Annotated in this window: 23 protein-coding genes and 1 tRNA gene; 13 read left to right on the plus strand and 11 right to left on the minus strand. The window is 64.0% G+C overall.

Annotated features, from left to right (window positions below):
* Positions 1-364: 364 nt before the first annotated feature.
* Positions 365-2,584, minus strand: coding sequence for a hypothetical protein (locus M2427_RS01520; protein ID WP_280704300.1), 2,220 nt, complete (start codon positions 2,582-2,584; stop codon positions 365-367).
* Positions 2,585-2,927: 343 nt separating this feature from the next.
* On the opposite strand from M2427_RS01520, the gene M2427_RS01525 reads away from it, so the two are divergent.
* The 9 genes from M2427_RS01525 (at position 2,928) to M2427_RS01565 (ending at position 10,998) form a co-directional block, all read left to right on the plus strand.
* Positions 2,928-4,511, plus strand: coding sequence for a hypothetical protein (locus tag M2427_RS01525; protein WP_280704301.1), 1,584 nt, complete (start codon positions 2,928-2,930; stop codon positions 4,509-4,511).
* Positions 4,512-4,725: 214 nt separating this feature from the next.
* Positions 4,726-5,895, plus strand: coding sequence for a cytochrome P450 (locus M2427_RS01530; protein WP_280704302.1), 1,170 nt, complete (start codon positions 4,726-4,728; stop codon positions 5,893-5,895).
* Between the two features lie 349 nt (positions 5,896-6,244).
* Complete coding sequence (locus tag M2427_RS01535) at positions 6,245-7,195, plus strand: sulfonate ABC transporter substrate-binding protein (protein ID WP_280704303.1); 951 nt, start codon at positions 6,245-6,247, stop codon at positions 7,193-7,195.
* Positions 7,196-7,197: 2 nt separating this feature from the next.
* A complete protein-coding gene (locus tag M2427_RS01540; RefSeq protein ID WP_280704304.1) occupies positions 7,198-7,320 on the plus strand; it encodes a hypothetical protein in 123 nt (40 codons plus the stop codon).
* 10 nt (positions 7,321-7,330) lie between these two features.
* Positions 7,331-8,488, plus strand: coding sequence for an FMNH2-dependent alkanesulfonate monooxygenase (gene ssuD, locus M2427_RS01545; protein ID WP_280704305.1), 1,158 nt, complete (start codon positions 7,331-7,333; stop codon positions 8,486-8,488).
* Positions 8,485-9,291 carry an aliphatic sulfonate ABC transporter permease SsuC gene (ssuC, locus tag M2427_RS01550; protein ID WP_280704307.1) on the plus strand — a complete coding sequence of 269 codons (807 nt, stop codon included), beginning with the start codon at positions 8,485-8,487 and terminating at the stop codon, positions 9,289-9,291. The genes ssuD and ssuC overlap by 4 nt, the downstream gene beginning before the upstream one ends.
* A 7-nt stretch (positions 9,292-9,298) precedes the next feature.
* Positions 9,299-10,141, plus strand: a complete 843-nt coding sequence (locus tag M2427_RS01555) for an ATP-binding cassette domain-containing protein (RefSeq protein ID WP_280704308.1) — start codon at positions 9,299-9,301, stop codon at positions 10,139-10,141.
* Between the two features lie 32 nt (positions 10,142-10,173).
* Positions 10,174-10,755, plus strand: a complete 582-nt coding sequence (locus tag M2427_RS01560) for a flavin reductase family protein (RefSeq protein WP_280704309.1) — start codon at positions 10,174-10,176, stop codon at positions 10,753-10,755.
* Positions 10,756-10,842: 87 nt separating this feature from the next.
* A complete protein-coding gene (locus tag M2427_RS01565; RefSeq protein WP_280704310.1) occupies positions 10,843-10,998 on the plus strand; it encodes a hypothetical protein in 156 nt (51 codons plus the stop codon).
* 110 nt (positions 10,999-11,108) lie between these two features.
* Here the strand turns inward: M2427_RS01565 and M2427_RS01570 are convergent, their stop codons facing one another.
* The 9 genes from M2427_RS01570 to M2427_RS01610 form a co-directional block, all read right to left on the minus strand.
* Entirely contained in the window at positions 11,109-12,257 is a 1,149-nt protein-coding gene (locus tag M2427_RS01570) for a M20 family metallopeptidase (RefSeq protein WP_280704312.1), read from the minus strand.
* Between the two features lie 171 nt (positions 12,258-12,428).
* Positions 12,429-13,814, minus strand: coding sequence for a sigma-54 dependent transcriptional regulator (locus tag M2427_RS01575; RefSeq protein ID WP_280704313.1), 1,386 nt, complete (start codon positions 13,812-13,814; stop codon positions 12,429-12,431).
* 54 nt (positions 13,815-13,868) lie between these two features.
* Positions 13,869-14,219, minus strand: a complete 351-nt coding sequence (gene fliN / locus M2427_RS01580) for a flagellar motor switch protein FliN (protein ID WP_280704315.1) — start codon at positions 14,217-14,219, stop codon at positions 13,869-13,871.
* Positions 14,220-14,222: 3 nt separating this feature from the next.
* A complete protein-coding gene (locus M2427_RS01585; protein WP_280704316.1) occupies positions 14,223-14,843 on the minus strand; it encodes a FliH/SctL family protein in 621 nt (206 codons plus the stop codon).
* Positions 14,843-15,940: a flagellar motor switch protein FliG gene (gene fliG, locus M2427_RS01590; protein WP_280704317.1), complete on the minus strand. Its 1,098-nt coding sequence runs from the start codon at positions 15,938-15,940 to the stop codon at positions 14,843-14,845. Before fliG ends, M2427_RS01585 begins: the two co-directional genes overlap by 1 nt.
* 14 nt (positions 15,941-15,954) lie before the next feature.
* Positions 15,955-17,571: a flagellar basal-body MS-ring/collar protein FliF gene (fliF, locus tag M2427_RS01595; RefSeq protein WP_280704318.1), complete on the minus strand. Its 1,617-nt coding sequence runs from the start codon at positions 17,569-17,571 to the stop codon at positions 15,955-15,957.
* A 182-nt stretch (positions 17,572-17,753) separates the two neighbouring features.
* A complete protein-coding gene (locus M2427_RS01600; protein WP_002714638.1) occupies positions 17,754-18,029 on the minus strand; it encodes a DUF1153 domain-containing protein in 276 nt (91 codons plus the stop codon).
* 371 nt (positions 18,030-18,400) lie between these two features.
* Positions 18,401-19,123, minus strand: a complete 723-nt coding sequence (locus tag M2427_RS01605; protein WP_280704319.1) for a flagellar hook capping FlgD N-terminal domain-containing protein — start codon at positions 19,121-19,123, stop codon at positions 18,401-18,403.
* A gap of 13 nt (positions 19,124-19,136) precedes the next feature.
* On the minus strand, positions 19,137-20,765 hold the full coding sequence (locus tag M2427_RS01610; protein ID WP_280704320.1) for a flagellar hook-length control protein FliK: 1,629 nt from the start codon (positions 20,763-20,765) through the stop codon (positions 19,137-19,139).
* 348 nt (positions 20,766-21,113) lie between these two features.
* Between M2427_RS01610 and mnmA the strand changes: the two genes are divergently transcribed.
* The 4 genes from mnmA to M2427_RS01630 all read left to right on the plus strand — a co-directional run bounded on the left by mnmA (position 21,114) and on the right by M2427_RS01630 (position 23,677).
* Positions 21,114-22,295 (plus strand): tRNA 2-thiouridine(34) synthase MnmA, encoded by a 1,182-nt coding sequence (gene mnmA, locus M2427_RS01615; RefSeq protein WP_280704322.1) that lies wholly within the window; start codon positions 21,114-21,116, stop codon positions 22,293-22,295.
* 21 nt (positions 22,296-22,316) lie between these two features.
* Entirely contained in the window at positions 22,317-22,955 is a 639-nt protein-coding gene (locus M2427_RS01620; protein ID WP_280704323.1) for a class I SAM-dependent methyltransferase, read from the plus strand.
* Between the two features lie 44 nt (positions 22,956-22,999).
* On the plus strand, positions 23,000-23,362 hold the full coding sequence (locus tag M2427_RS01625; RefSeq protein ID WP_280704324.1) for a hypothetical protein: 363 nt from the start codon (positions 23,000-23,002) through the stop codon (positions 23,360-23,362).
* A gap of 238 nt (positions 23,363-23,600) precedes the next feature.
* A tRNA-Met gene (locus tag M2427_RS01630) sits at positions 23,601-23,677 on the plus strand.
* 395 nt (positions 23,678-24,072) lie between these two features.
* Here the strand turns inward: M2427_RS01630 and M2427_RS01635 are convergent.
* Positions 24,073-25,422 carry a HAMP domain-containing sensor histidine kinase gene (locus tag M2427_RS01635; protein WP_280704325.1) on the minus strand — a complete coding sequence of 450 codons (1,350 nt, stop codon included), beginning with the start codon at positions 25,420-25,422 and terminating at the stop codon, positions 24,073-24,075.
* Between the last annotated feature and the right edge of the window lies 1 nt (position 25,423).

The following is a 25,423-nucleotide window of genomic DNA, read 5'->3' on the forward strand; positions in this document are numbered from 1 at the left end:
GGGCATTCTACCATCTCCCCGCTTGAATGTCTGGCTGTGCCCGGAGCGGACCACCTTAGCCGATTGCAGCAGACCTCACTGTAAAGGTTGCGCATAGCAAAAAAAATCAAACGGCATTGTTGTATCAAGTGGGGTGAAGATTATCGCCTTGTGACCCGTCGCTGACCTTTGTTTGGAGTGCCCAAACGTCTGCTTTGCGGGAGGTAGCCGACAAAGATCCAGCCCGGTTCGTGCTGGGGCTCGCGGTGCGCAGCAGGCTTTGGCTTTCCGCAGGTGATTGTTGGCGATCGGCGGGCCTATCCGCTTGATAGAAACCCGCCGGTTGATACCGGCGGGTTTCGTTGGCGACTGGATTTGTCGCGGCTCAGTCTTGCAGATCGCCATCGCCTTCGGCCAGGCGCTTGACTTCATCGATCAGTCGCTTGGCGCGATGGCCGAGGCCGTCTTCCGCGGCCTCCGCGACCGGTTGGTTGTGGAAAGTCGCGTTGTTCAGCACCGTCTTGATCTGACCCGCAAGCTGATCGCGATCCGTCGTGATGTCGCCGATCCGCTTCAGGTAACGGGCATAGTTCCTGTCTGTCGCAGTGACGGAGCGGTTCGACCAAACCAGGCTGGCGCGGCCGAGCTCGCCTTTCGGCGCATTGAGCTGCTTGAACACCCGAGCGAGCTCGACGAAGCTCTCGCGATCGCCGCGGATGCCCGAGGGCAGCGCGTTCTCCTGCATGAACTCGGCGACGGCGCGGCCCTCATGCACGTAGTCGTCGGTCAAACCGAGCAGAGCCATGAGTGTCGGTCGGACGTCCGCATGATCGGTGAACTGCTTGTCATGGCGGCCAAGCCGCTTCACGCCGGGACCCGCCATGGCAACCCATGTCTGAGTGATCTGCTGCTGGAAGTCACCGTGGTTCCAGGCAAAGCCCGGTCCCTCGAACACGCAGTCGGACTGACTGGCGCAGCCCGTCGCCGGCGGTTTTACGGTTTCGAAGAAGTAATCATCATTCCCGAACATGGTGAGCGTCGGCGTGCGCGCCGGGCTGAAGGTGACCATGTGCAGGAGCTTCATTTCCGCACGGTCAGCCAGCAGCTTCGATAGTTTGTCGGTGTTGCCGCTGATCGGGCTGGTGGCGGTCAGCGCGTCGAGGTCGTGTTCCATGGTTCGCGTGATGGCATCGGTCGGCTGGGGATTGCCATGGATATACATGTTCGGCGCATCGTCGAAATGGAGGTCGAACGCCGTCGAGTTCGCGCGCTGGGTGATCAGCAGGCGATCGAGGAACGCATCGATCTCGCCGACCTTCGCATAAGTGCAGGGCGTGTTGACACCGTCGCAGTTCGCCGGCGTCGGCGCGCCGCCGACGAAATGATCATTCTCGTCGGGTACGACGACAAACAGCGTATTGGTCTCGTCGATACCATCTGCCTTGAGTCGAGCGAAGAACGTGCCAAAGGCCTGATCGTAAGACTTGAGCGCCGCGACGTAACCGGCCTCGCCCGGACCATAGGCATGGCCATTGTTCGGGGTTGCAGGGGCATTCGGAATGTCCAGACGCTGCGGATCGTGTGCATCGGCAACATAGGTGTAGACGACGGGAACGCCTGCTTCGAGCATCTTGGCGGCATAGCCGAGCGAAGCGGTTGCCGAAGGATCGAAGTTGGTGGGGAAGCCGGGCTTGTTCGAAATTGGGTCGGTAATGACGACGCCGTCGAGATCGGTCACGAAACCGCTCGGCGAGATCACCGGCTGCACGTTGATGTTGCCATAGAGCGCAGAGAAGCCGCCATAGCCGCCCGGCTCGTCGGGGAGAAGATCGGATTTCGCAAAGGAGTTGCCGCACAGGCTGCTGCCCTTCGCGCAGTGGATCGCAATCCCAAGATAGTCCTGATTCTGGGCCGTGGAGGCAACGGACGAGCCGAAGATGTTGGCGATGTCAGTGTTGTTTTCGATAGCAAGCCCATTCAGGGAGAAGACGCCAACATCGCAGCCAGCACGTGTGTAGGCAGGCCACGGGGCCGGCGCGTTCTTGCCGTTTTCATCGACAAGGACAGGCAAGTTTTCGCCGGCTTCCGGATGGCTCTGCGCCGTGGTGGTCGTCCAGTAAACGAAGGAGGTCTGGGAGACCGTCGCGGAGTTGTCCTGTTTGAAAATCCTGAAGCTGTTCGAAACCGGGCTGCCGTGACGATCGCCATAGACCCCGGTCAAGCCTGTCAGAATGTCGTCGGCGGTGTGTGAGATCAGCGGCGTGTAATGGTTGCCGCTGATGACGCCGTTGCCCTGCAGGAAGTTCAACAGGTTCGGCATCTGCTCGAGATCGGATGGAACGTTTGGATTGTCGCGCCGCAGGTGCACGTTATCGAACACAATGTAGACGACGCGTTTGATCTTGTTGTCGGCAGAATGGAGCTTGCAGGACGCCTGGACCGGCGCGGGTCCCGCCTCCGCCAATCCGGGCAATCCGGCAAGGGCGGTGCACGCGAGCAGCGCGGGTGCCAGCAGACGGCGAGCGAAGCGCGAGCAATTCGCATGAAAGAATGGGCTGCGCAGCGAACCGATCGGCGCGCCCGACGAGACCTTCAATTTCTTCATCGTCTTCTCCCAAGTCGGCGGTTAAAGGCCGAAGAAAATGCCGACTTCGGCAACATACGGTGCGGCTTGTTGCGGCTGCTTGACATCAGGATGAATTTTGACGGGTGCACACGATCGATGTGCGCGTGCCGTGCGATTCATGAGCGCGACGGCCATGTGAAGCAGGAATTGTGAAGCGATGAACATTTGATGACGCGATGTTGCCGCGGTGGATCTGTCGCAGTGGACATTGCGGAGCCGCTGTCGGTTTCATTGCGCGGTCACAGTTCTGTTTTGCGAAGATTGTTAGCTGGCGCACCCCGATGCGAACCGCAGCGGCGGATATGGGAGGAAATCAATCATCATGAATTACTTGCGCTTAGGCACGGTCGCCGCGATCGCCTTGCTCACAACCACATTTGCTGCAAGTGCAGATCCTGCAATATCTTATGTTCCCAACAGTCTCAGGCAGTCGACGATCCTTCGCGGACCATGGACGCTGCATGAAACCGGCACACATTTCCATCACGACGCTTCGGGTGTCGTCCCTGCGGCCGGGTCGACGCCACCTTACAATCCCGCGGTCTCGGGCACGCCCTATGCCAGTTACTGCGGTGCAGACGGACAACACACGGTCAATCATGCCAAGAGCGTGATGCAGCCCTACTACTTTCCGTTTGTTCGCCGCCGCGGCAGCTTGCTCGAAGGCTTTTTCGACTACCGCCCACGCAATGAGGAGGAAGCGACCGTCTCAGCGATCTCCGAGGATTGGGGCGAGACTTGGCACTTCACCGGCAAGGCGCTGGCGCTGAACCCGTATTGCCCCTGGGATCCGACCGATCCGGACAATCTGAATGTCAACGTCAACGGGACCAAGACGCCTTATGGCTCTGATCACGCCAGCGCCGGTGACAACGGGCTCGGTCATGCCTTTGTTCTCAGCGTTCGCGGCAGGACGCACATCTACCATCTCAATCGCGCGGATGGCCATATCGACAGCGACCAGCTTGTCGTTCACAGCCTTGGTCACGATTCGGACGAACCGCTGTTTGGCCTTCCTGAGTTTGGCTATGTGAGTCCGCTGGGTTCTGGCGGCTATCCGACCCTCGACGCCAGGGCGACCCACACGAGCGGCCTGACCGATCCGGATGCGATTCTCGGTACGGCCCGGACAGGCAATACCACCTCAGTGCTTTATGTGTCCAAAAATCTCTCGCCAGGAGACGCGAGCTTTCCAGCGAACGCGGTCTGTCCGAAGACGCCGAGCTTTGCACTCACGAATCTCGTCAACAAGAAGCCGCGCAAGACTAATCACGACGTGATCACTATCCGCGTCGCGACGACGTCGGACGGTATCAATTTTGCCGATGTGGGCGCTGCAACCGGCCTTCAGGACTCGACTACGGTCGCCTTGAACGGCATCCGTTGGCTCGGCAGTGGCAGCATCATGCGCATCGCGGACGGCCGCTATGGCCTGTTCTTCGGCGCCGGGAACTGCCTCGACAACGATTCGGACGGCTTCCACTTCATGGGCTATGCCGAAACCGACAATCCGGTGCGCCAGCCGAGCGACCTTCTAAAATGGCATGTGGTCCGGGGCTTCGACAACCCGATCCTTTCTACCGACACGGTGGTCGATCCCGCGACGAATACAAAATACCCAGCGAATGCGCCGCTCGTGAATGTCACCGGCGCCGACGCGCTGTCGGCCGCGCAGGTTACGCCGTACACTCCGCCGGGCGAAGGCTTTACCACCAACTTCTTCTCGGGCCGTGTATACGATCCCCAGGCCGTTTATACCGACGAGCGGACAGTGACGATCGTATTCGCGGGCTACAACACGCCGCAGCCGAGCAACAATCTCGGCGACTATCGCTCGATCGGCCGCCTTCAGCTCCGCTTCCCGAACGGCTATTTCCTGCCGCCGCATTTCGAAGGCGAGGATTGATCGCGGTTCGCATTTTAATTTGCCATCAACTGGTGGGCCGGCCTTGTGGCCGGTCCATGTTCAGACGTTCGATATTTTGCGCTCGCGTACAGCCGGCTCACGAGCCGCACCCGACGCCGTCCGTCCCTATCGCTAGGGACAGACACCGGCACCGGAGTTCGCTAGTCTGGCCCCAAGGAAACAACAAGGAAACAACATCCAGGGGAGCCCGCCTTTGAGCACCGCGCCGCGCATCGACATCGACCCCGTCGCATTCTGGGCCGATCCCTACCCGATGCTGGCCAAGCTGCGCAGGGAGGCGCCGATCGCCTTCGTGCCGCAGCTCGGCTCGACATTGCTGACCAGCCGCGACGACATCTCGATCTCGGAGAAGCAGATCGACGTGTTCTCCTCGCACCAGCCCGCCGGCCTGATGAACCGGCTGATGGGCCACAACATGATGCGCAAGGATGGCGAGGCGCACCAGGTCGAGCGGCGCGCGATGTTTCCGACGGTGTCGCCGAAAACGGTGAAGGCACACTGGACCGCGTTGTTCCAGGCTCATGCCGATCGCATCATCGCTTGCGTCGAGCCGGGCAGCCGGATCGATTTCATGCGCGACTTCGCGCTGCCGTTCTCCGGCGAATGCCTGAAGTCGATCACCGGCCTCACCAATATCGGCTTTGCCGACATGGATGCCTGGTCGCAAGGCATGATCGAGGGCATCGCCAATTACGGCGGCGATCCCGCGGTCGAGGCGCGCTGTCATGCCGCGACATCGGGCATCGATGCTGCGATCGACGATATCCTGCCGGTGATGCGCAAGAACCCCGATCAGAGCATTCTTGGCGTCCTCCTCGCTTCCGGCATGCCGATGGAGAGCGTGCGCGCGAACGTCAAACTCGCGATCTCGGGCGGGCAGAACGAACCGCGCAAGGCGATCGCCGGCACGGTGTGGGCATTGCTGACGCATCCCGAGCAACTCGATCTCGTGCGCAGGGGCGAGGTGACGTGGCTGCAGGCGTTCGAGGAATATGCCCGCTGGATCTCGCCGATCGGCATGTCGCCGCGGCGGATCGCCAAGCCGTGGTCGATCCGGGACGTCTCGTTCGAACTGGATGAGCGCGTGTTCCTGATGTTCGGCTCCGCCAACCGCGACGAGAAGCATTTCGAGCGTGCGGACGAATTTGACGTGCGTCGCGACACCTCGAAGAGCGTCGCCTTCGGTGCCGGCCCGCATTTCTGCGCCGGCGCCTTCGCCTCGCGCGCGATGATCGCCGACGTCGCGCTGCCGACCGTGTTTGCGCGCGCTGGGCATATCGAGCTCGCCGACGACGAGCCGGTGCGGATCGGCGGCTGGGCGTTCCGCGGCCTGCAGAACCTGCCGGTGCGCTGGCTGCCTTAGCCGGGCAGGGCGCTCCGACCGGACCCTGCGATCGTGCCATTCTGCTCCTGTTTTGCCCGACGAGTCAAAATATATTTCGGATAATACGTAAGTCATTGGTTTCGCTCGCCCCGGCTACTGTGCATGGGGTTGTTTTCGCGGTTGTCTTTCCGCGCGTGCGAGCTCTCTCATTCGCGTGCGGAAAAATTCCGTCTGTCTTATCGCGTGCGCTTGAAAGATTAATCATGCGCTCCGCCACGCGCGCAGTGCGCGCATCGCTATTTTCGCTGCCTTCTCGACAGCTTTCCCGCGCCGCCCCATCATCCTCCAGACTTGAATGATGGCGGCCGTGCGCGGCCGGGAGCCTGGAATGCAGCGTCGTGACTTTCTGAAACTGTCCGCGGGAATCGCAGCCGCAGCGGCGTTCGCGCCGCGCGCCCGTGCGCAGGGCACGCTGAAGGAAATTCGTATCGGCTACCAGAAGACCGGCGTGCTGGTTATCACGCGCCAGCGGGCGACCCTGGAAAAACATTTCGCGCCGCAAGGCATCGACGTCAAATGGGTCGAGTTCTCGTCGGGGCCCCCGATGATGGAGGCGATGAATGTCGGCAGCGTCGATTACGGTGCGGTCGGCGATTCCCCACCGGTGTTCGCCCAGGCCGCGGGCGCGGCGATCGTCTATGCCGCCGGCCAGCCCATCACCAACGGCCAGGGCATCCTGGTGCCCAAGGATTCGCCGATCCGCTCCATCGCCGATTTGAAAGGCAAGCGCATCGGCTTCACCAAGGGCTCCAGCGCCCATAATGTCGTGGTGCAGACGCTGGAGAAGGCCGGGCTCACCTACGCCGATATCATCCCTGTCTATCTGACGCCGCCGGACGCCGGCCCCGCCTTCGCCAATGGCAGCATCGAGGCCTGGGCGATCTGGGATCCTTATTTCGCGATCGGCGAGACCAGGCAGAACGGCCGCATCCTGGTCAATGCGCGCGAGATCACCAAGACCAACTCTTTCTACATCGCCAACCGCGACTTCGCGAAGAACCACGGCGCGATCCTGCAGCAGATCGTCGACGTGACGACCGCGACGGGCCAATGGGCCGAACAGCACCGCGACGAGGTTGCGAAGTCGCTGGCTGCGGTCACCGGCGTGCCGCTGGATATCCAGACCGTCGCGGCCAACCGCGCCAATTTCGTGATCGGCCCCGTCACCGACGACATCGTCGCGACCCAGCAGGGTGTCGCCGATCGCTTCGCCAGGCTCGGCCTGATCCCGAAGCCGATCGTCATCCGCGACATCGTCTGGCGCAGCACGGCGACCTGATCGTGCCAACCAACCTCCCCATTTCAAAAGGTCTGAACATGAAGCGCATCATTCAGCGCGTGATCGCAGCTATCGCCCTGTCGGTCGGCATCGTCGCCGCGGCGGTCGGCACGACCTACGGCTAGGAGCCCGTCCATGAGCAACGCTAACATCCTCTGGTTTCTGCCGACTCACGGCGACGGCCGTTATCTCGGCACCGGCATCGGCGGCCGCGAGGTCAACTTCAACTATCTGCGCCAGGTCGCGCAGGCCGCCGACCAGCTCGGCTATTTCGGCGTGCTGCTGCCGACCGGTCGCTCCTGCGAGGATTCCTGGATCGTCGCCTCATCAGTCGCGCCGTTCACGGAGCGGCTGCGCTATCTCGTGGCCGTCCGCCCCGGCCTGCAATCGCCGACGGTCGCGGCGCGCATGACCGCGACGCTCGATCGCATCACCAATGGCCGTCTGCTGATCAACGTCGTCACTGGCGGCGATCCCGTCGAGAACAAGGGCGACGGAATCTTCCTCGGTCATGACGAGCGCTACGAGGTCACCCGCGAGTTCCTCAACGTCTATAGCGATCTGCTCGCCGGCAAGACCGTCAATGTCGAGGGCAAGCATATCCGCATCGAGGACGGCAAGCTGCTGTTCCACCCGGTGCAGTCGCCGCGACCGCCGCTTTATTTCGGCGGCTCCTCGGATGCCGGCATCGACGTCGCGGTCGACACCGTCGACAAATACCTCACCTGGGGTGAGCCGCCGGCGCAAGTCGCGGAGAAGGTTGCGAAGGTGAGGGCAGCCGCCGAGGCGCGCGGCCGCAAGCTCTCCTTCGGCATCCGTCTTCACGTGATCGTCCGCGAGACCAATGAAGAGGCCTGGCGCGCCGCGAACGAGCTGATCAAGCATGTCAGCGACGAGACCATCGCGACCGCGCAGAAGAACTTTGCGCGGATGGATTCGGTCGGACAGCAGCGCATGGCGCAGCTGCATGGCGGCAAGCGCGACAAGCTCGAGATCGCGCCGAACCTGTGGGCCGGTGTCGGCCTCGTGCGCGGCGGTGCCGGCACGGCGCTGGTCGGCGATCCCCAGACGGTCGCGGCCCGTATCAAGGAGTATCAGGACATCGGCATCGATACCTTCATCATGTCGGGCTACCCGCATCTGGAGGAAGCCTATCGCTTCGCCGAGCTGGTCTTCCCGCTGCTCTCGCTGGAGCAGCCGAGCAACGTGACCAAGCTGCATTTCAACGGCGGTCCGTTCGGCGAAACGGTCGGCAGCGACTATCGTCCGCAGCATCGGGTGTCGCAATCATGAGCCTCATCGACAGCATCTCACTCCCGCGCAGCTTTCGCCTGCCGCGCGTCGACGGCCTTGTCCAGTGGATCGTGCCGCTCGCCATCATCGCGATCTGGCAGGTCGCGAGTGTCGCCGGCTTGGTGCCGACGCGCGTGCTGCCGGCGCCGAGCGATGTCGCGCTCGCCGGCTGGAAGCTGCTGCTGTCAGGCGAGCTCGTGCGCAACATCTGGGTCTCGTTCTGGCGCGCCTCGATCGGCTTTTTGATCGGCGGCAGCATCGGCTTTGCCTTCGGGCTGGCCAACGGCCTGTCGCAGCTTTCGGCCAAGCTCACCGACACGACGCTGCAGATGGTGCGCAACGTGCCGCATCTGGCGCTGATCCCGCTGGTGATCCTCTGGTTTGGCATCGACGAGAGCGCCAAGCTGTTTCTCGTCGCACTCGGCGTGTTCTTCCCGATCTACCTCAACACGCTGCACGGCATCCGCACGGTCGATCCGCAGCTGATCGAGATGGGCCGCATCTACGGCATGACCGACAGCGAGCTGTTCCGCCGCGTGATCTTCCCCGGCGCGCTGCCGTCGATCTTCGTCGGCATCCGCTTCGCGCTCGGCATCATGTGGCTGACGCTGATTGTCGCCGAGACCATCGCGGCCTCCTCGGGCCTCGGCTACATGGCGATGCAGGCGCGCGAGTTCATGCTGATCGATGTCGTCGTGCTCTCGATCCTGATCTACGCGCTGCTCGGCAAGCTCGCCGACAGCGCCTCCCGCGTGCTGGAGCGCCTGACGCTCTCCTGGCACCCTGCCTTCCAGAAACGCTGAGAGAAACATGCAGACTGCTCTTCGTACGGCTCTTCCCGAAGAAACCGAGCTCGCCAGCCACGCCAATTTCGCGCCGCACGCCCGGGTCGCGCGCGAGGAGCGTCCGGTGCCGACAAGCGGCCTGCCGCTGACCATCCGCGGCTTGCGCAAGTCCTACGGCGACAACGAGGTGCTGCGCGGTATCGACCTGCACATCCCCGCCGGCCAGTTCGTCGCGATCGTCGGCAAGAGCGGTTGCGGCAAGAGCACGCTGCTGCGTCTCATCGCCGGCCTCGAGAAGATCGACTCCGGCAGTGTCAGCTTCGGCGACGCGGCGATCCAGCCCGAAGACATCCGCGTGATGTTCCAGGAGCCCCGCCTGTTGCCCTGGGCGCGGGTGCTCTCCAACGTCGAGGTCGGTCTCGGCCGCAATCGCGCCTCGCAAGATGCGCATGCACGTGCCGAAAAAGCGCTGACCGAGGTCGGCCTCGCCGACAAGCGCGACCAATGGCCTTCGGTGCTCTCGGGCGGCCAGAAGCAGCGCGTCGCGCTCGCCCGCGCGCTGGTCTCGCATCCGCGCGTGCTTGCCTTCGACGAGCCGCTAGGCGCACTCGACGCGCTGACCCGCATCTCGATGCAGCGTCTTCTGGAGCGGGTCTGGCGCGACCAGGGCTTTACCGCGATCCTGGTGACCCACGATGTCGCCGAGGCGGTCGCCCTGGCCGACCGGGTGCTGGTGATCGACGAGGGCCGGATTGCCCACGACGTTACGGTTAACGCGGCTCGACCGCGCGAACGCGGCTCGGCCGAGCTTGCCGCCCTCGAGGGCTCGATTCTGAGCCACCTTTTGTCGGCGGACGATCGTACCTAAATAGAAGGGAACCCCATACCGGGGACCATGCCATGAATGTAGTGCCCCGCGATCTCATGACCGAAACTGCCGTCTCGTCCGCCGATTTCCGCGGCGCCATGCGCCACCTCACCGGCGGCGTCAGCATCATCACCGCCGGGCGGGGCAAGGATATCACCGGCATGACGGTCACCTCGGTGACCTCGCTGTCGGTCGATCCGCCGACGCTACTGGTCAGCATCAATCGCGATGCCTCGTCCTTCCCGCTGATCCGCCGTCATGGCGCCTTCGGCGTGAACATCCTCGCGGCCGATCAGCTCGATATCGCCGAGCGCTTTGCCGGCAAGGGTGGGCTGAAGGGTGCCGAGCGTTTCGCCGGCAGCCAGTGGGTCACGGCCGTCTCCGGCGTGCCGCTGCTGGTCGGAGCATTGTCTGCGGTCGATTGCGAGGTCGAGGAGATCGTCGAACGCCATTCGCACGGCATCGTCATCGGCCGTGTCAGGAATATCGAGAACTCGGCGCGTACCGCGGCGCTTGCCTACTGGCATGGCCAGTATGTGGCGGTGGACCAGGACGAGGACGCCGCTCGGCTCGCCGAGGTCAGCGTTCCCGCCCGCAGCCTCCGCGGCGTTTGATCGCCGCGCCGAGGCTGGCCTTTTTTCCCGCGTCGCTCTAGAAGCGCCCTGAGCCCTCCCGCCGGGACGGCCATGGAGCGGAGAGCTATGAAGCGCGTCGGCACCTGGGCCTTCTACGCCGTCGGCGCGCTGGCGATCGCCTATCTCGCGCTCTACGCCTATGCGATGCTCCGCGGCCAGCCCTTCGTGCCTGGCGATCCCATCCACATTTTTCGCAAGCCCGACGCGCCGAGTTATTCGTGAGATCTCTCCTCGTCATGGCCGGGCTTGACCCGGCCATCCACGCGCGACCGCGATTGAGGAGAGACGTGGATGCCCGGGACAAGCCCGGGCATGACGGAGCGTGGGGCTGACTACCCCCGCAAAATCGCCAGCGCCAGCGTCTGCGCGCGCGGCACGATGCTGTCGAGCTCGAGATATTCTTCCGGCGAATGCGCGAGCCCGCCCACGGGCCCGACGCCGCAAATGGTCGGTGTTCCCACCGCGGCGGTGAAGCCGGAATCGGCGCAGCCGCCCGAGAACTCGCCTTGCAGCGTGGTGAGGCCGGCTTGTTTTGCGGCGGCCTGATAATTCTCGAACAGCGCCTTCGAGCTCTCGCTCTGCACGACAGGCACGAACTCGCCCTTGATCGTCAGTGTCGCGCTCGTGCCGGGCACGTAGGGCGTCGCGATGATCCGTTCGATTTCGGCCATGACCGTGGCGCGATCCTTCGGATCGACATAGCGCATGTCGATCTGGCCTTCGGCGTGAGGAGCGGTCGTGTTGACCGACTGGCCGCCCGAGATGAGGCCGACATTGAGCGTGATGCCCTTGGTGAGGTCGGTCAGCGCGTGGATCTGGATGATCTTGTGCGCGAGCTCGCTGATCGCGCTGATGCCCGCGGCGAAGTTGGCGCCGGAATGCGCGGCCTTGCCGGTGACGGCCATATGCATGAAGATACCACCCTTGCGGCCGGTGACGACATTACCTGTGGGGCGCCCCGGCTCGGAATTGAAAACGGCGCGCGCGGAGCGTCCCTCACGCTCGATCACCGGCCGCGATGAGGGCGAGCCGATCTCCTCGTCCGAGGTGATGAGCAGCTTGATCGGATGCGGATTGCCGCCGAATTTGTGGAAGGCGGTGGCCACGAAGATGTTCATGACGACGCCGGCCTTCATGTCGGCGACACCGGGCCCGTAGGCGCGGTTGTCCTTGATCGTGAACGGACGCTTTCCGGCGTCGCCCTTGCCGAACACGGTGTCGCGATGGCCCATCAACAGCACCGGCTTCTCGTTGCTGCCGGGCTTTGTCACCTCGGCATGGATAGCATCGCCGAACGTATCGTGGCTTTCGCGCCGGAACGGAATGCCGTGCTCGGAAAAATGACGCTCGAACCGCGCACCGACCGCATCGACGCCCGCCTTGTCATAGGACCCGGAATCGATGTTCACGACATCGCGGAGCAGATCGATCATCGCCTGCCGCTGCGACGCCAGCCAATCCGTGATTTGAGCTTCAGACATATGGTTCCTCGCGTGGTTCTCGCGAGCGGTTATAGGGCCTCGCATCGTCACGGCCTAGTCACGTAACGCGGTCCCGTCATGCGGGCTACGAGACTGTCGCCAGAGGGCACAAAACAAAAATGCCCGGGGCTGGGCCCGGGCATCTGCATCCTCTCGATCTCGGCTGGAGCCTTACGCCCCGATCATCGGCATCCGCGGATACTCACCCGGCGTGCCCGCAGGCGTAATCGGGATGCCGCCGTCGGCGTATTCGTTCAGCTTGTTGCGCAGCGTGCGGATCGAGATGCCGAGGATGTTGGCGGCATGGGTCCGGTTGCCGAGGCAGTGCTTCAGCGTCTCCAGGATCAGGTCGCGTTCGACGTCGGCGACGGTGCGGCCCACCAATGCCCGCGTCACCTGCTCGGCGGCCATGGTGGCGTGCGCCACGGCCGGCACCGTCTTGGCGAGATCGAGGCGGTCACCGTCCGGGGTGAGGATCGCATCGGGACCGATCTCGTCGCCCTGCGCCATCAGCACCGAACGGTGCATGGTGTTCTCGAGCTCGCGGACGTTGCCCTGCCACCGGTTGGTCGAGAGCACGCGTTTGGCTTCGGCCGAAATGGGACGCATCGGCACGCCATTGGCCTCGGCGTATTTCTTCACGAAATGCTGGGCGAGCTCCAAGATGTCGGCAGGACGCTCGCGCAGCGGCGGGATCTTCAGGTTGACGACGTTGAGACGGAACAGCAGATCCTCGCGGAACGTGCCTTCGCGCACGGCTTCCGCCAGATTGCGGTTCGAGGTCGCGATGATGCGGATATCGACCGGCACCGGCTTGGTGCCGCCAACTCGGTCGATCACGCGCTCCTGGATGGCGCGCAACAGTTTCGATTGCAGGCGGACGTCCATCTCCGAGATTTCGTCCAGCAGCAGCGTGCCGCCGGTCGCCTCTTCGAACTTGCCGATGCGGCGGGCGATCGCGCCGGTGAAGGCGCCCTTCTCATGGCCGAACAGCTCGGATTCCAGAAGGTGCTCGGGGATCGCAGCGCAGTTGATCGAGATGAACGGGCGCTTGGCGCGAGCCGAGCGGGTGTGCACGTAGCGCGCCAGCACTTCCTTGCCCGTGCCGGATTCGCCGGTGATCATCACGGAGGCGTCGGAGCCGGCGATTTGCTGAGCGAGCTTGATGACCCGCGCCATCGCCTCGTCGCGATAGACCAGCTCGCGGGAATCGTTGGCGACCGCGGCGAGTACGGCGGCGATCAGCTCCGGATCCGGCGGCAGCGGGATGTATTCCTTGGCGCCGGCGTGGATCGCGGCGACCGCGGCGCGGGCGTCGTTGGTGATGCCGCAGGCGACGATCGGAGCGTGGATGTGCTCGGCTTCGAGCCGCATCACCAGGTCGCGGATGTCGAGAGCAACGTCGACCAGCAGGAGATCGGCGCCCTTGCCGCCGCGCAGCACGCGCATCGCCTGCTCGTGATCCTCGGCATGGGTCACGGTGGCGCCGTTGTCCATCGCGATCTTGGTGGCGGTGGTGAGCTGGCCCTTCAATGTGCCAACGATGAGAAGCCGCATGTCAGTCTCCTGTCCGTCTGGTCGCGCAATCGCGCGTCATTCCCTTTGTTCGCTTTACGCGCGTTCGGTCTTGATGATTTCTGTCATGGTCACGCCGAGCTTGTCCTCGACGAGGACGACTTCGCCGCGGGCGACCAGCTTGTTGTTGACGTAGATGTCGATGGCCTCGCCGACGCGGCGGTCGAGCTCGAGCACGGTGCCGGGTCCGAGCTTCAAGAGCTCTCCGACATCCATCTTGGAGCGGCCAAGCACCGCCGAGACCTGCACCGGCACGTCGAAGACGGCTTCGAGGTCGGCGGCAACGCGCGAGGCATATTCGTCCTCGTTGTAGCTGACATCGGCGCCGGTCGGCGGCAATGGGCCGTTGAGGTCGGGTAGCGGGACCTGTCCGTCGTTCTCGCTCATGGCTTAATTCCCCTTGCGGGACGCGATATAGCGTCCGACCATGTCGTCGATCTTGGCCGCGATGGCGCTGCGCTCCAGCACGACGCCGCCATCGGCCCATTCGATCCGGCAGTCGCCGGTGGCAATTTCAGGCTCGGCCAGGATCACCAGCCGTCCTTCGAAGCCGCTCTGCTTGGCGAGCCGCTCGATCTTCTCGCGCGCGCTGTCGTAGAGGGCGTCGTTGATGCGGACGACGAGATGCGGCGTCGCGACCAGGTGCGAGAAGCAGTCCTTGACCAGCGCCATGATCTCGCCGAGCGGCTCGGCGGCAACGAGGTCGGCGCACAGCTTGCGCGCCACGGCGACCGCGACGTCGACCGCCTCGGTCTCCATCTTGGTCTCGATATTGCCGATGCCCGAGGCGATGCCTCTGATGGCGATGTTGATCTCTTCCATGGCGAGCGCGACGCGACGGTCGCTCTCGGCCTTGGCCTCGCGCTGGCCCGCGGCAAAGCCGTCCTGGTAGGCGCGCGCTTCGGCTTCCGCGACCTTCTGCGCGATCTCGGCCGCGGTCGCGGCCTTCTCGCGCGTCCGGTCGGGCGCGGCGAAGTCGGTGTCGAACAGGAATTTGGCCGGAGCGCCCATCAGTACACCAGCTCGTCGTCAGCGCGGTTCTTGGTCAGCATGATCTCGCCCTTGGCGGCAAGGTCCTTGGCGAGGTTGACCAGCAACGCCTGGGCCTCGTCGACGTCGCGCAGGCGCACCGGGCCCATCGCGGCCATGTCGTCCTGCAGCATCTTGGCCGCGCGCGAGGACATGTTGCCGAAGAAGAAGTTGCGGACGTCCTCGTTGGCGCTCTTCAGCGCCACGCCGAGCTTGTCCTTGTCGACGTTGCGCATCAGGGTCTGGGCCGAGCCGGAATCCAGCTTCACGAGGTCGTCGAAGGTGAACATCAGCGCCTTGATGCGCTCGGCGGATTCGCGGTTGTCCTCTTCCAGCGAAGTGATGAAGCGGGTTTCGGTCTGGCGGTCGAAATTGTTGAAGATTTCCGCCATCACCTCGTGGGCGTCGCGGCGACGGGTCTGCGACAGGTTCGACATGAATTCGGTGCGCAGCGTCTTCTCCACGCTCTCGATCACCTCCTTCTGCACCGCTTCCATCTTCAGCATGCGATTGACGACGTCGAGCGCGAGGTCTTCCGGGAAGATGCCGAGCACACGCGCGGCATGTTCCGGCTTCAGCTTCGACAGCACCACGGCAATGGTCTGCGGATATTCGTTCTTGAGGTAGTTGGCGAGAACCTCTTCCTGCACGTTGGAGAGCTTCTCCCACATGTTGCGGCCGGCGGGGCCGCGGATCTCGTCCATGATGCCGTTGACGCGCTCCGGCGGCAGGTATTGCTGCAGCAGGCGCTCGGTGGCGTCGAAATTGCCCATCAGCGCGCCGGAAGCCGACATGCGCGAGACGAATTCGAGCAGCATGTCCTCGACCGTGTCGACCTCGACAGTGCCGAGCGTCGACATTTCCAGCGAGAGCTGGCGCACCTCGTCGTCGTCCAGCAGCGACCAGATCTTGCCGCCATACTGCTCGCCGAGCGCCAGCATCAGGATCGCGGCGCGCCGCGGACCGGCCAATTGCTCGGCGCCCTTGCCCTCCTTCGCACGATTGCCGGCGCGCTGTCCGAGCGTGGAGATCACGCTGGTGATGTCGTTCGAGTTGGCGTTTTGCAGGGAGCCTGCCATGTCAGTTCACTCGATCATTTCGTGGGTTCGGTCAGCCACTGACGGATGATGGCGACGGTTTCGTTGGGGTTGCGCTCAGCGAGCTCGCCGACGCGATGAACGGACTGGGCATGGACCTGGCCCTGAATGGTGGCGACGTCGATCGCGCTGGCGGCCCCGCCCGGGATCAGCGCCTGGCCGGCGCCAGCCGGCGCGGCTTCATCCGAAGCGGCGGGCCCGGCAAGGACGCCCGTGATGGCGGCAGCGACTTCTTCGGAGGCGAGGATGCGCTTCACCAGCGGACGGATCACCATGAACATCACGACCAGGCCGAGCAGCAGCATCACGCCGAGCTCGACGAAATACATGACGTCGTCCTTGGTAAACTGCAGCATGCCGAGGAGGCCGGACGGCTCGGTGATCGGGGCAGTCGAAGGGGCATCGGCAAAGCGCAGATTGACGACCTCGACCTGGTCGCCGCGCTTCTGGTCGAAGCCGATCGCCGAGCGAACCAGCGTGGCGATGCGGTCGAGCTGCTCCTTGGTGCGGTCGGTGTAGGCGAGCTCGCCCTTGTCGTTCTTGGTGTAGATGCCGTCGACCAGCACCGCGACCGAGATGCGGTTGACCCGGCCGGCCTCGGTCACCTCGGTCTTGGTGGTGCGGGAGATCTCGTAATTGTTGGTCTCTTCGGTCTTCTTGCTCTGGTCCTTCGCCGCCGCGCCGCTGTTCTGCTGCTGGCCGGGGAGCTCGTTGTTGACCGTGACCTGGCCGTTATTGTCGGCGGTCATGCTCTGCTCTTCGCGGGTCTGGCTCGAGCGCAGCACGCGGCCTTCGGGATCGAACCTGTCCGAGGTCTGGGTGATCTTGTTGAAGTCGAAATCGGCAGAGAGCTGGACGCGGGCGCGGCCTGAGCCGACCACGGAGGAAACGATGTCCTCGACCTGCTTGCGCATCCGCTTCTCGAAAGTGGTGCGGCGCTCGTCGCCGAGCGCCTGCTCCGGATCGGTCGCGGCGCCGTCGGCGAGCAGCTGGCCGGCCTCGTCCACGATCGAGACCCGCTGCGGCTTGAGGCCATTGACGGCAGAGGCGACGAGGTGACGGATGGCGCGGATCTGCTGGGCTTCGAGCGAGCCGCGAACCCGGACCACGATCGAGGCTGACGGCTCCGGCGCTTCACGCGAGAACAGCGGGCGCTCGGGCAGCACGAGGTGGACGCGGGCAGCCTGGATCCGGTCGATGGCCCGGATGGTGCGGGCGAGCTCGCCCTCCAGCGCGCGCAGATGATTGATATTCTGGACGAAAGAGGTGGTGCCGAGCGCGTCCGATTTGTCGAAGACCTCGTAGCCGACGCCGCCGCCCTTGGGCAGGCCGCCCTCGGCGAGCTTCATGCGCAGGCGGGTGACCTTGTCCTTGGGCACCATGATGATGGTGCCTTCATTGCGCAGCTCGAACTGGATGCCTTGGCGTTCCAGATCCTTGATAATGCTGGAAGAATCTTCAACCGAGAGGTCGGTGAACAGCGTCGTCATCTGCGGCGTGGTGACGCGCATGATGACGAAGGCAAAGAAGCCGACGAGCGCGGCGGTGACCGCGAGCATCGCCCCGAAGCGGGCGGCGCCGATACCTTTTAAAAAGTCCGCAAGACCTTGCAAGCAACCGCCCCGACAGATTCGGCTGCTTTCACTGGAAAGGCCGACTGGGCAATTATTGCCTAGGTGATGGTTTCGATATGGTTAACGAAGGTTAAGAGCTCGGACAAAAGGTGCGACATGAAAAAAATCGGCCTCGCAGGGCGGGACCGATTTTCGTCAAAAGCAGCAGATTTCCGGATTGCTTACTGGCGATATTGCTGGATGCGGGTGGTGCGAAGGCCCGCCAGACCATGCTGGTCGATGGAAAACTGCCAGGAGAGGAATTCGTCGACCGTCAGGGTATAACGGCTGCAGGCCTCCTCGAGCGAGAGAAGTCCACCGCGCACAGCGGCAACAACCTCGGCCTTGCGGCGGATGACCCAGCGTTTGGTGCCGGGTGCGGGCAGATCTGCAATCGTCAGCGGACTGCCGTCCGGCCCGATGACGTATTTTACCCTCGGGCGATGGGGTTCTGTCATGGCGTACTCACAAACTCTCAACCACTGAACTCACGCCACAACCGTACCTACCCCGGCTTAAAAATCCGCTAAGCCTAAGGCTTCAATACAATTCTCGTTGAATCCGGCTGGAACGACGCCGGCCCCGCGGGCTGAAGACATGATTTCAGCCGGCCGAGCGGGGGTCTGCGTAAATACTTTACTAACGAATGGGGCCTGCGCGATACCGCTACGGCCCTTACTGCCGTCCTGGCGAAAGCCAGGACCCATTACCCCAAGGAATAGTTTGGCGAAGACTCGGGGTTATGTCTTCGCCTCAAAACGACGTTCGGTGGTTATGGGTCCTGACTTTCGTCAGGACGACACCGAGTGTGGATCGGCAGCGCGCCGCCTTAGCTGCCGCTGCTGCTGCTCGTGGCGACGACGCTCTTCACCTGGCTCAGCATGTAGCTGTTGCCGTCGATCGTGAGCAGCGGCGGCGACTGGGTCAGATCGACCGACGACACCACGCCCTGCACCTGCGCGGCGATACCGACGTTGTTGTTTGCGACGTCCTTGCCGGTGGCCGAGATCGTGTACTTGCCGTCGGGCCATTGCGTGCCGTCATTGCCCATTCCGTTCCAGGTGAAGGGAACGTCGGTGCCGGCGCCGGCCGTATATTTGCCGGTGAACACGGTCTGGCCGCTGGAGTTGGCGACGGTGATGTCGACGGTCGCATCGGTGGGAACGTTGAGATGCCAGGTCGCCGACGACTTCGTCATGGTTGCCGTCGTGCCGTCGACCAGGGCGGTCTTGCCGACGTAATCCAGCGCCTGGGTTGCCTGCGTGGTCTGTTGCAGGGTGACGAGCTTGGACAGCGAATCGTTGGTCTTGAGCTGCTGCTCGACGCCGGCGAACTGCACCAGCTGCTGGGTGAACTGGTTGGTGTCGAGCGGATCGAGCGGGTTCTGGTTCTGCAGCTGCGTGGTCAGCAGCGTCAGGAAGGTCTGGAAGTTGCCGGCAAGCGTCGCGCCGGTGGAAGAGCCCAGGCTCGAGCTCGACGAGTTCGATGACGACGAGTTCTGCGTCGTACCGGAGACGACGGATGGGGCGGTGGCGGCATTCGTGGTGGTCATAAGCGAATACTCCTCACACTCTGATATCGACGCCGCTGCTCGATCCGAGCACGCGGCCATAGCTGCTTCTGACCGGCGCGCTCGCGGCCTGGTCATCCTCGCTGATGATCAGGCGGCGGGAATTGCTGCCATTGTCGTTGTTCTGGCCGGAGTTCTGCCCCGACGAATTCTGGTCGCGCAGGCTGAAGGAGAGCCCGTTGCTGCCGGTCTTGAGGCCGGCATCGTCGAGCGCGCGCTGCAATTGCGGTGCGTCCTGACGCAGCATCTGCAGCGTCTCCGGCTTCTCGACGGTGAGATGCGAGGTGACCTGGCCGTTGCGGTCGACATTGATGCGGACGTCGATGCGGCCGAGATCGACCGGGTCGAGGCTGATGTCGAAGCGGGTCTTGCCGGCGCGCGCGGCGGCCGCGATCTCGACCGGGATGCCGCTGATCGGCACCGCCGTCGCATTCGCCGCGGTTGCGGTCAGCGTCGCGGTGGAGGCGGTGGCCGCCGACGTCGTGGTGGTCAGCGGCGCCTGCACGGCGTTGGCGGCCTGCGTGCTGGCGTCGGTGGTCGCCGTGCTGACCGCTTGCGTATCGGCATGCGCATGCGTGGCCGGTGCGGCCGCCGCCGCATCGGCCTTGCTGTCGGTGGCCTTCGCATCGGCCGTAACAGCATCAGCCTGCGGCTTTGCGGCTTGTGGATGCGCGGTGGCGCCCGCAGCGGTCGTTGCGGTTGCGGGACTTTGCGCTGGTGTCGCGACTTGCGCGGTCTTGGCCGGATCCTGGCCGATATTGGAGACGTCGGTCTGGCCTTGCGCCGTGACAGCGGCCTTGAACGAGGTTTTGGGCGTGCCCTGGCCGGCGGCCGTCAGCTGCGCGGCGTCGGCCGCGGCACCGGTTGCGGTGGCGTCGGCGGTCGTGCCAGCCGCATCGGTCGTTGCGGTCTTCGCATCGGTGGTTTTGGCGTCGCCGGTCTTGGCGGTCTTGCCAGAGGCGTCCGCCTTGGTGCCTGATATCTGCGCCGTGGTCGTGGCGCTGGCGGCGATGCCGGCTGCTGCAATCGTCAGCGGCGAAGAGGCCGTGCTGGCGGCCTGGCTCGCGGCTGCATTCGGATCGACAGGTACGACGGGTGCGACAACGGGAACGGCGGTCGGATCGGGCGTGGTGGCCGGCGTCGCAGTTTGCGCAGCGGCCGAAGCATCTACCGCGGCGGCAAGGCCGTCGGTGCTGCCGGTCTTGGCGTCCTTGGTGCTGCCGGACTTGTCGCCCGCCTTGGCGGTGGAGGCGTCAGCCTTGTCCTTGGTCTTGCCGTCCGTCTTGCCATCGGTCTTGCCATCGGTTTTGGCCGGCGCGGTCGTCGTGTCGCTGGTCGCGGTTGTGGAATCCGAGGCGCCGCTCGCGTTGTTCTGGGCGGATTGATCGGTCGAGGAGTTGTTGCTCCGGTCCGATGACGAGGAGGACGGGGACTCGCTCCGGCGCGGCGCGCTGTCCTGGCTCGAGGACGGGGCGCTGTTGCTGATGGCCTGGGTGTTGCTGTCGACCAGCGCGCCGAAGGAGTTGCTCGGCGTGGTGTCCTTGGTGCTCTGCGACCGGGCAGGCTTTTGCTGCGCGCTGGAGACTTGTGCGCTTGCCGCTACGTCTGACGTGACACCGACCACAGGCAAACCCCTTGAAAGCATCTTCGGACCAGAAGGTCAGCAAGGAGCGGGCCAATCCCTTATTTCGACATTTTATTTAGCAAAATCAATGTCTTGATAAATCGGTGCGGCCCCTTCCGAGCTCCCGCCAGCCCCGTCATTTCTGCCGCCCCGGCAAGAATTGCCCTAACCCAGCGGCGGGCATGATTGCTTCACCGGAATGCCGCCTATATTAAAGGGTGCTCTCAGCCGCTTTCGACCGGGCAAGCCAGCCTCCGGGGGAACCGAAGTTCCCGGGGACGATCACCGTCCCGGTCAAAGGCACAGAAATCGCGGATCGCCGAACGCCGCCGTCAACTCGTAAAACCCATGCTCAACAGTCTGGATATCGAAGGCCGTCCTGAGGATACCAGGGTCGTCGTTGCCATGTCGGGCGGCGTCGACTCCTCGACGACGGCTGCGCTGTTGAAGGCCGAGGGCTACGACGTCGTCGGCATCACGCTGCAGCTCTACGATCATGGCGCGGCGACCCATCGCAAGGGCGCCTGCTGCGCCGGGCAGGACATCCACGACGCCCGCGACGTCGCGGCCAAGCTCGGCATTCCCCATTACGTGCTCGATTACGAAGACCGTTTTCGCGAGTCCGTCATCGACAACTTCGCCGATAGTTACGCGCTCGGCGAAACGCCGGTGCCCTGCATCGAGTGCAACCGCTCCGTCAAGTTCCGCGACCTCCTGAAGACCGCGCGCGAGCTCGGCGCCCAGGCGCTCGCCACCGGCCATTACGTCGCCTCGCGCCGCCGCGACGACGGCTCGCGCGCGCTGGTCTGCGCCGCCGACAGCGATCGCGACCAGAGCTACTTCCTGTTCGCGACCACGCAGGAGCAGCTCGATTTCCTGCGCTTCCCGCTCGGCGACATGACCAAGCCCGAGACGCGCGAGCTCGCGCGCCGCTTCGGTCTCTCCGTTGCCGACAAGCACGATAGCCAGGACATCTGCTTCGTGCCGACGGGCCGCTATACCGACATCATCACGCGCCTGCGCCCGAACGCGATGGATCCCGGCGACATCGTCGATCTCGACGGCCGCGTGCTCGGCCAGCATCATGGCATTGCCAATTTCACCATCGGCCAGCGTCGCGGCCTCGGCATTGCGGCCGCCGCGCCGCTTTACGTGGTGCGTCTTGATGCCGCCAATCGCCGCGTCGTCGTCGGCCCGCGCGAAGCGCTGAAGATGCATCGCATCACCTTGCGCGACGTCAACTGGATCGGCGGCGGCGACATCGACCGCGCCATCGGAGGCGGCCTCGAACTGTTCGTCCGCGTCCGCTCGACGCGCAGCCCCCAGCCGGCCTGGCTGCGCGGCGCAGACGGTCATTACGAAGTCGAGCTCGTCGCCGGCGAAGAGGGCGTCTCGCCCGGCCAGGCCTGCGTGTTCTACGACGCAGCGAGCGGGCAGGCGCGCGTGCTCGGCGGCGGCTTCATCCAGAGCGCCGCCGCGAAGGTCGCGAGCAACACAGCGAGGCCGCTCGCTGAAGCCGTGCGCGGCTGAATGATTTCCGGGGCAGGGGGCATGGCAGCAGACATCTCGCGGGCCGGGGTCGAGAAGGCCTATGGCCGTTGGGCGCCGGTCTATGATCTCGTGTTCGGCAAGGTGTTCGATGCCGGACGGCAGTCAACCATCGCCGAGGCCGACCGCATCGGCGGCCGCATCCTCGACGTCGGCGTCGGCACCGGCCTGTCGCTGTCGGATTATTCGCGCACCACGAAGATCTGCGGCGTCGACATTTCCGAGCCGATGTTGCGCAAGGCGCAACAACGCGTGCGGGCCCAGCGCCTCTCCAATGTCGAAGTGCTCTCGGTGATGGACGCGAAGAATCTCGCGTTCCCCGACAATTCCTTCGATGCCGTGGTCGCGCAATATGTCATCACAGCGGTGCCCGATCCCGAAGGCACGCTCGACGAGTTCGTGCGCGTGCTCAAGCCCGGCGGCGAGCTGATCCTCGTCAACCACATCGGCGCCGAAAAGGGCCTGCGCAAACTCTCCGAGCTCGCGTTCGCGCCGCTCGCGCGCCGCCTCGGCTGGCGCCCGGAATTCCCGTGGGCCCGCCTCGTCAACTGGGCCGCCAGGCACGGCGGCGTTACGCTGGCCGAGCGCCGCCCTATGCCGCCGATGGGCCATTTCTCGCTGATCCGCTACCACAAATCGTAATCTTCGCAGGCGGAACACCGCCATCGCTCGTGCGTTTTGACTCTATGCGCACGACATCAAACATCATCCTTGCGGGCCTCGTGATCGCAGCCTCTGGCGCTGCGATCGCGCAGGCCCCGCCGCTGCCTGCGACGCCGCCGCAAGCAACCGCGCCGCCATCTCCGCAACGCACCGCCGACTGCACGCCGCAGGATCGCCCGAACCGCGCCACCGCGCCCGACGGCACCACCACCGGGCAATCGAGGGAACCGCTCGGCGACAAGCTGGCAAAATCCGACGGCGTGCTCTGCCCGCCCGCTGGCGTCGACCCCGACATGCATGCCCCCGCGCCGAGCACCGACGGCAGGATGCCCGTTATCCCGCCCCCCGGCAGCCCCGGCGGCGACCCCAATGTGAAGCCGAAATAAGGAAATTCGCCGCGCTCTTCCTTCGCCTCTCCCTCGCCGGGGCGAGGCCGAAATCCGCGCGAATTTCGGGTGAGGGGGCCTCTCCGAATCCGATGCCTGAAAAGGCCAATTTTCCCGCGGACTTGTCCGGCCAGAGCCTTTGCGAAGGCGGAAGCTTTTCGGATTGACTTCCCGCCGCCCCCCTCATTATATGCCGCGCGTTCGCGAGATCGGCCGTAACAGGCATCCGCGACCCTGTGGCGGGGTAGCTCAGCTGGTTAGAGCACGGGAATCATAATCCTGGGGTCGGGGGTTCGAGTCCCTCCCCCGCTACCAAGAAAAACCTGGGCTTTTCGCTCTCTTCTCGCAGCAACCTCAATTTCGTACTACGCTCCGTCCCACGGATCTCAACCTTTGTGCTGAAGGACTCGAATACGAACTGTAGGTATTTCAAATCCTTACGCGATGGGCTGTTTGTTTGCCGGTCGTGTCCCCGGTGATGGTGTAGCTCGGTAGAGCAAAGCCGCCCGGACGCGCGTCTCAGACAGCGCCTTGGTGGGCGGGCGGCTTTGCGGTGGTCACCGACGGTTCTCCGGTAGGATCGGGTTGCGAAACGCCAAAGCAACCGAGGAACCATCGATGACCGACGAGATGACGAACCTGTGCGCGCTCGGAGAAGATCCCAGGCCAAGATTCGGGCGCTGCGTGCCGTCGCGATCCGCGCTTCCGCATCAGTCGACGGACGTCGGCTTGTTCAGGACCAGATGGACGGCAGCGCCGCTGAACCGTGAGCATTCAATTCGAATCTGAGCGCCATAGAGCGTCGCAAGATCGCGAGCAATCGCCAGCCCTAGCCCCGTGCCAGGCATTGTTTCGTCAAGTCTCACGCCCACGCCGAAGACGCTGGTTCTGCGTTCGGCTGGAATTCCGGGGCCGTCATCTTCCACGATCAGCTCAACGCAATTTGCGAAGTCGTTCATCGTCACCACGATACGGCCTTTTGCCCATTTGGCGGCATTGTCGATGATATTCCCGATCATCTCCGTCAGATCGTGTGGATCGCATGCAACGGCCACGTCACTTGCGGCCTCGAACTCGAACGACTTTTGATCGCCACTGTAGAGGCGCCTGTGTGCATCGATGATCTGTCGCGTGATCTCGGCCGGTCGCGAGATCGCCCCGGCATTGGTGAGGGCCGAGGCTCGGGCGCGTGCCGTCTGATAGTCGATCAAAAGCGTGATTCTCGAACATTGTTCCAGCAACACGCGCGCGGTCTCGCTGCGGTCCTGATGCTCGAGAGTTCTCGCCTCCCCGGCGAGGATCGCGAGCGGTGTCTTGAGTGCATGAGCGAAGTTGCCTGCAAGGGTGCGGGCGCGTTCGACCATGTTGAGATTTGCGGCGATCATCCCATTCAGCTCGAATACCAGGGGCAGCACTTCCCTTGGCAGATCCGTGGACAGCTGCTTCGACTTCCCGCATCGTATGGCACCTATTTCGCGACGAATATGCGTCAACGGCTGCAGTCCGAATGCTACCTGAGCGTACGCGGCTCCAATCAGGCCGAGGGCCAGCGTTGCAAGAGAGAATACAAGCGGAAGTTGGACTCGTGACATCTCTTCGTCGATGAGCCTCTCGTCGGCTCCCATTCTGATCTCGATCGGCCGTGCGAAACGGGATGGATGCAGGATCCTGCGGATCAGCCGCATCGGGCCGGTCGGCCCGTCCACTTTCGAGCTCTGGTCGATCGTGTCCTCGGCTCCGACCGGCAAGAACAGTGCGTCCTCCAGTGACGGCGAGCGGAGCGTCGCATCGTTCTCCAGCTGGACTTGCCAATAGAGTCCCGATCGCGGCGGCTGGAATCGGGCGTCGCTGAGCGGATGACGGAGCAAGGGGCGAGATCCGGGCTCGACATCCAGTAGGGCGGCGAGCTCTGCCGCGTGGTCCGTCAGGTCGTGCTCGAATTGCGAGACCACGACGCCCCGCAGGATCTCGTAGACGACGAGGCCGCTCGCACACAGCCCGACGCTGATCCAAAGCGCGGCACCTATGATCAGCCTCGCGCGAAAATTCTGCCGGAGCATC

It is taken from the genome of Bradyrhizobium sp. BR13661, assembly GCF_029892425.1.
Lineage (GTDB): Bacteria > Pseudomonadota > Alphaproteobacteria > Rhizobiales > Xanthobacteraceae > Bradyrhizobium.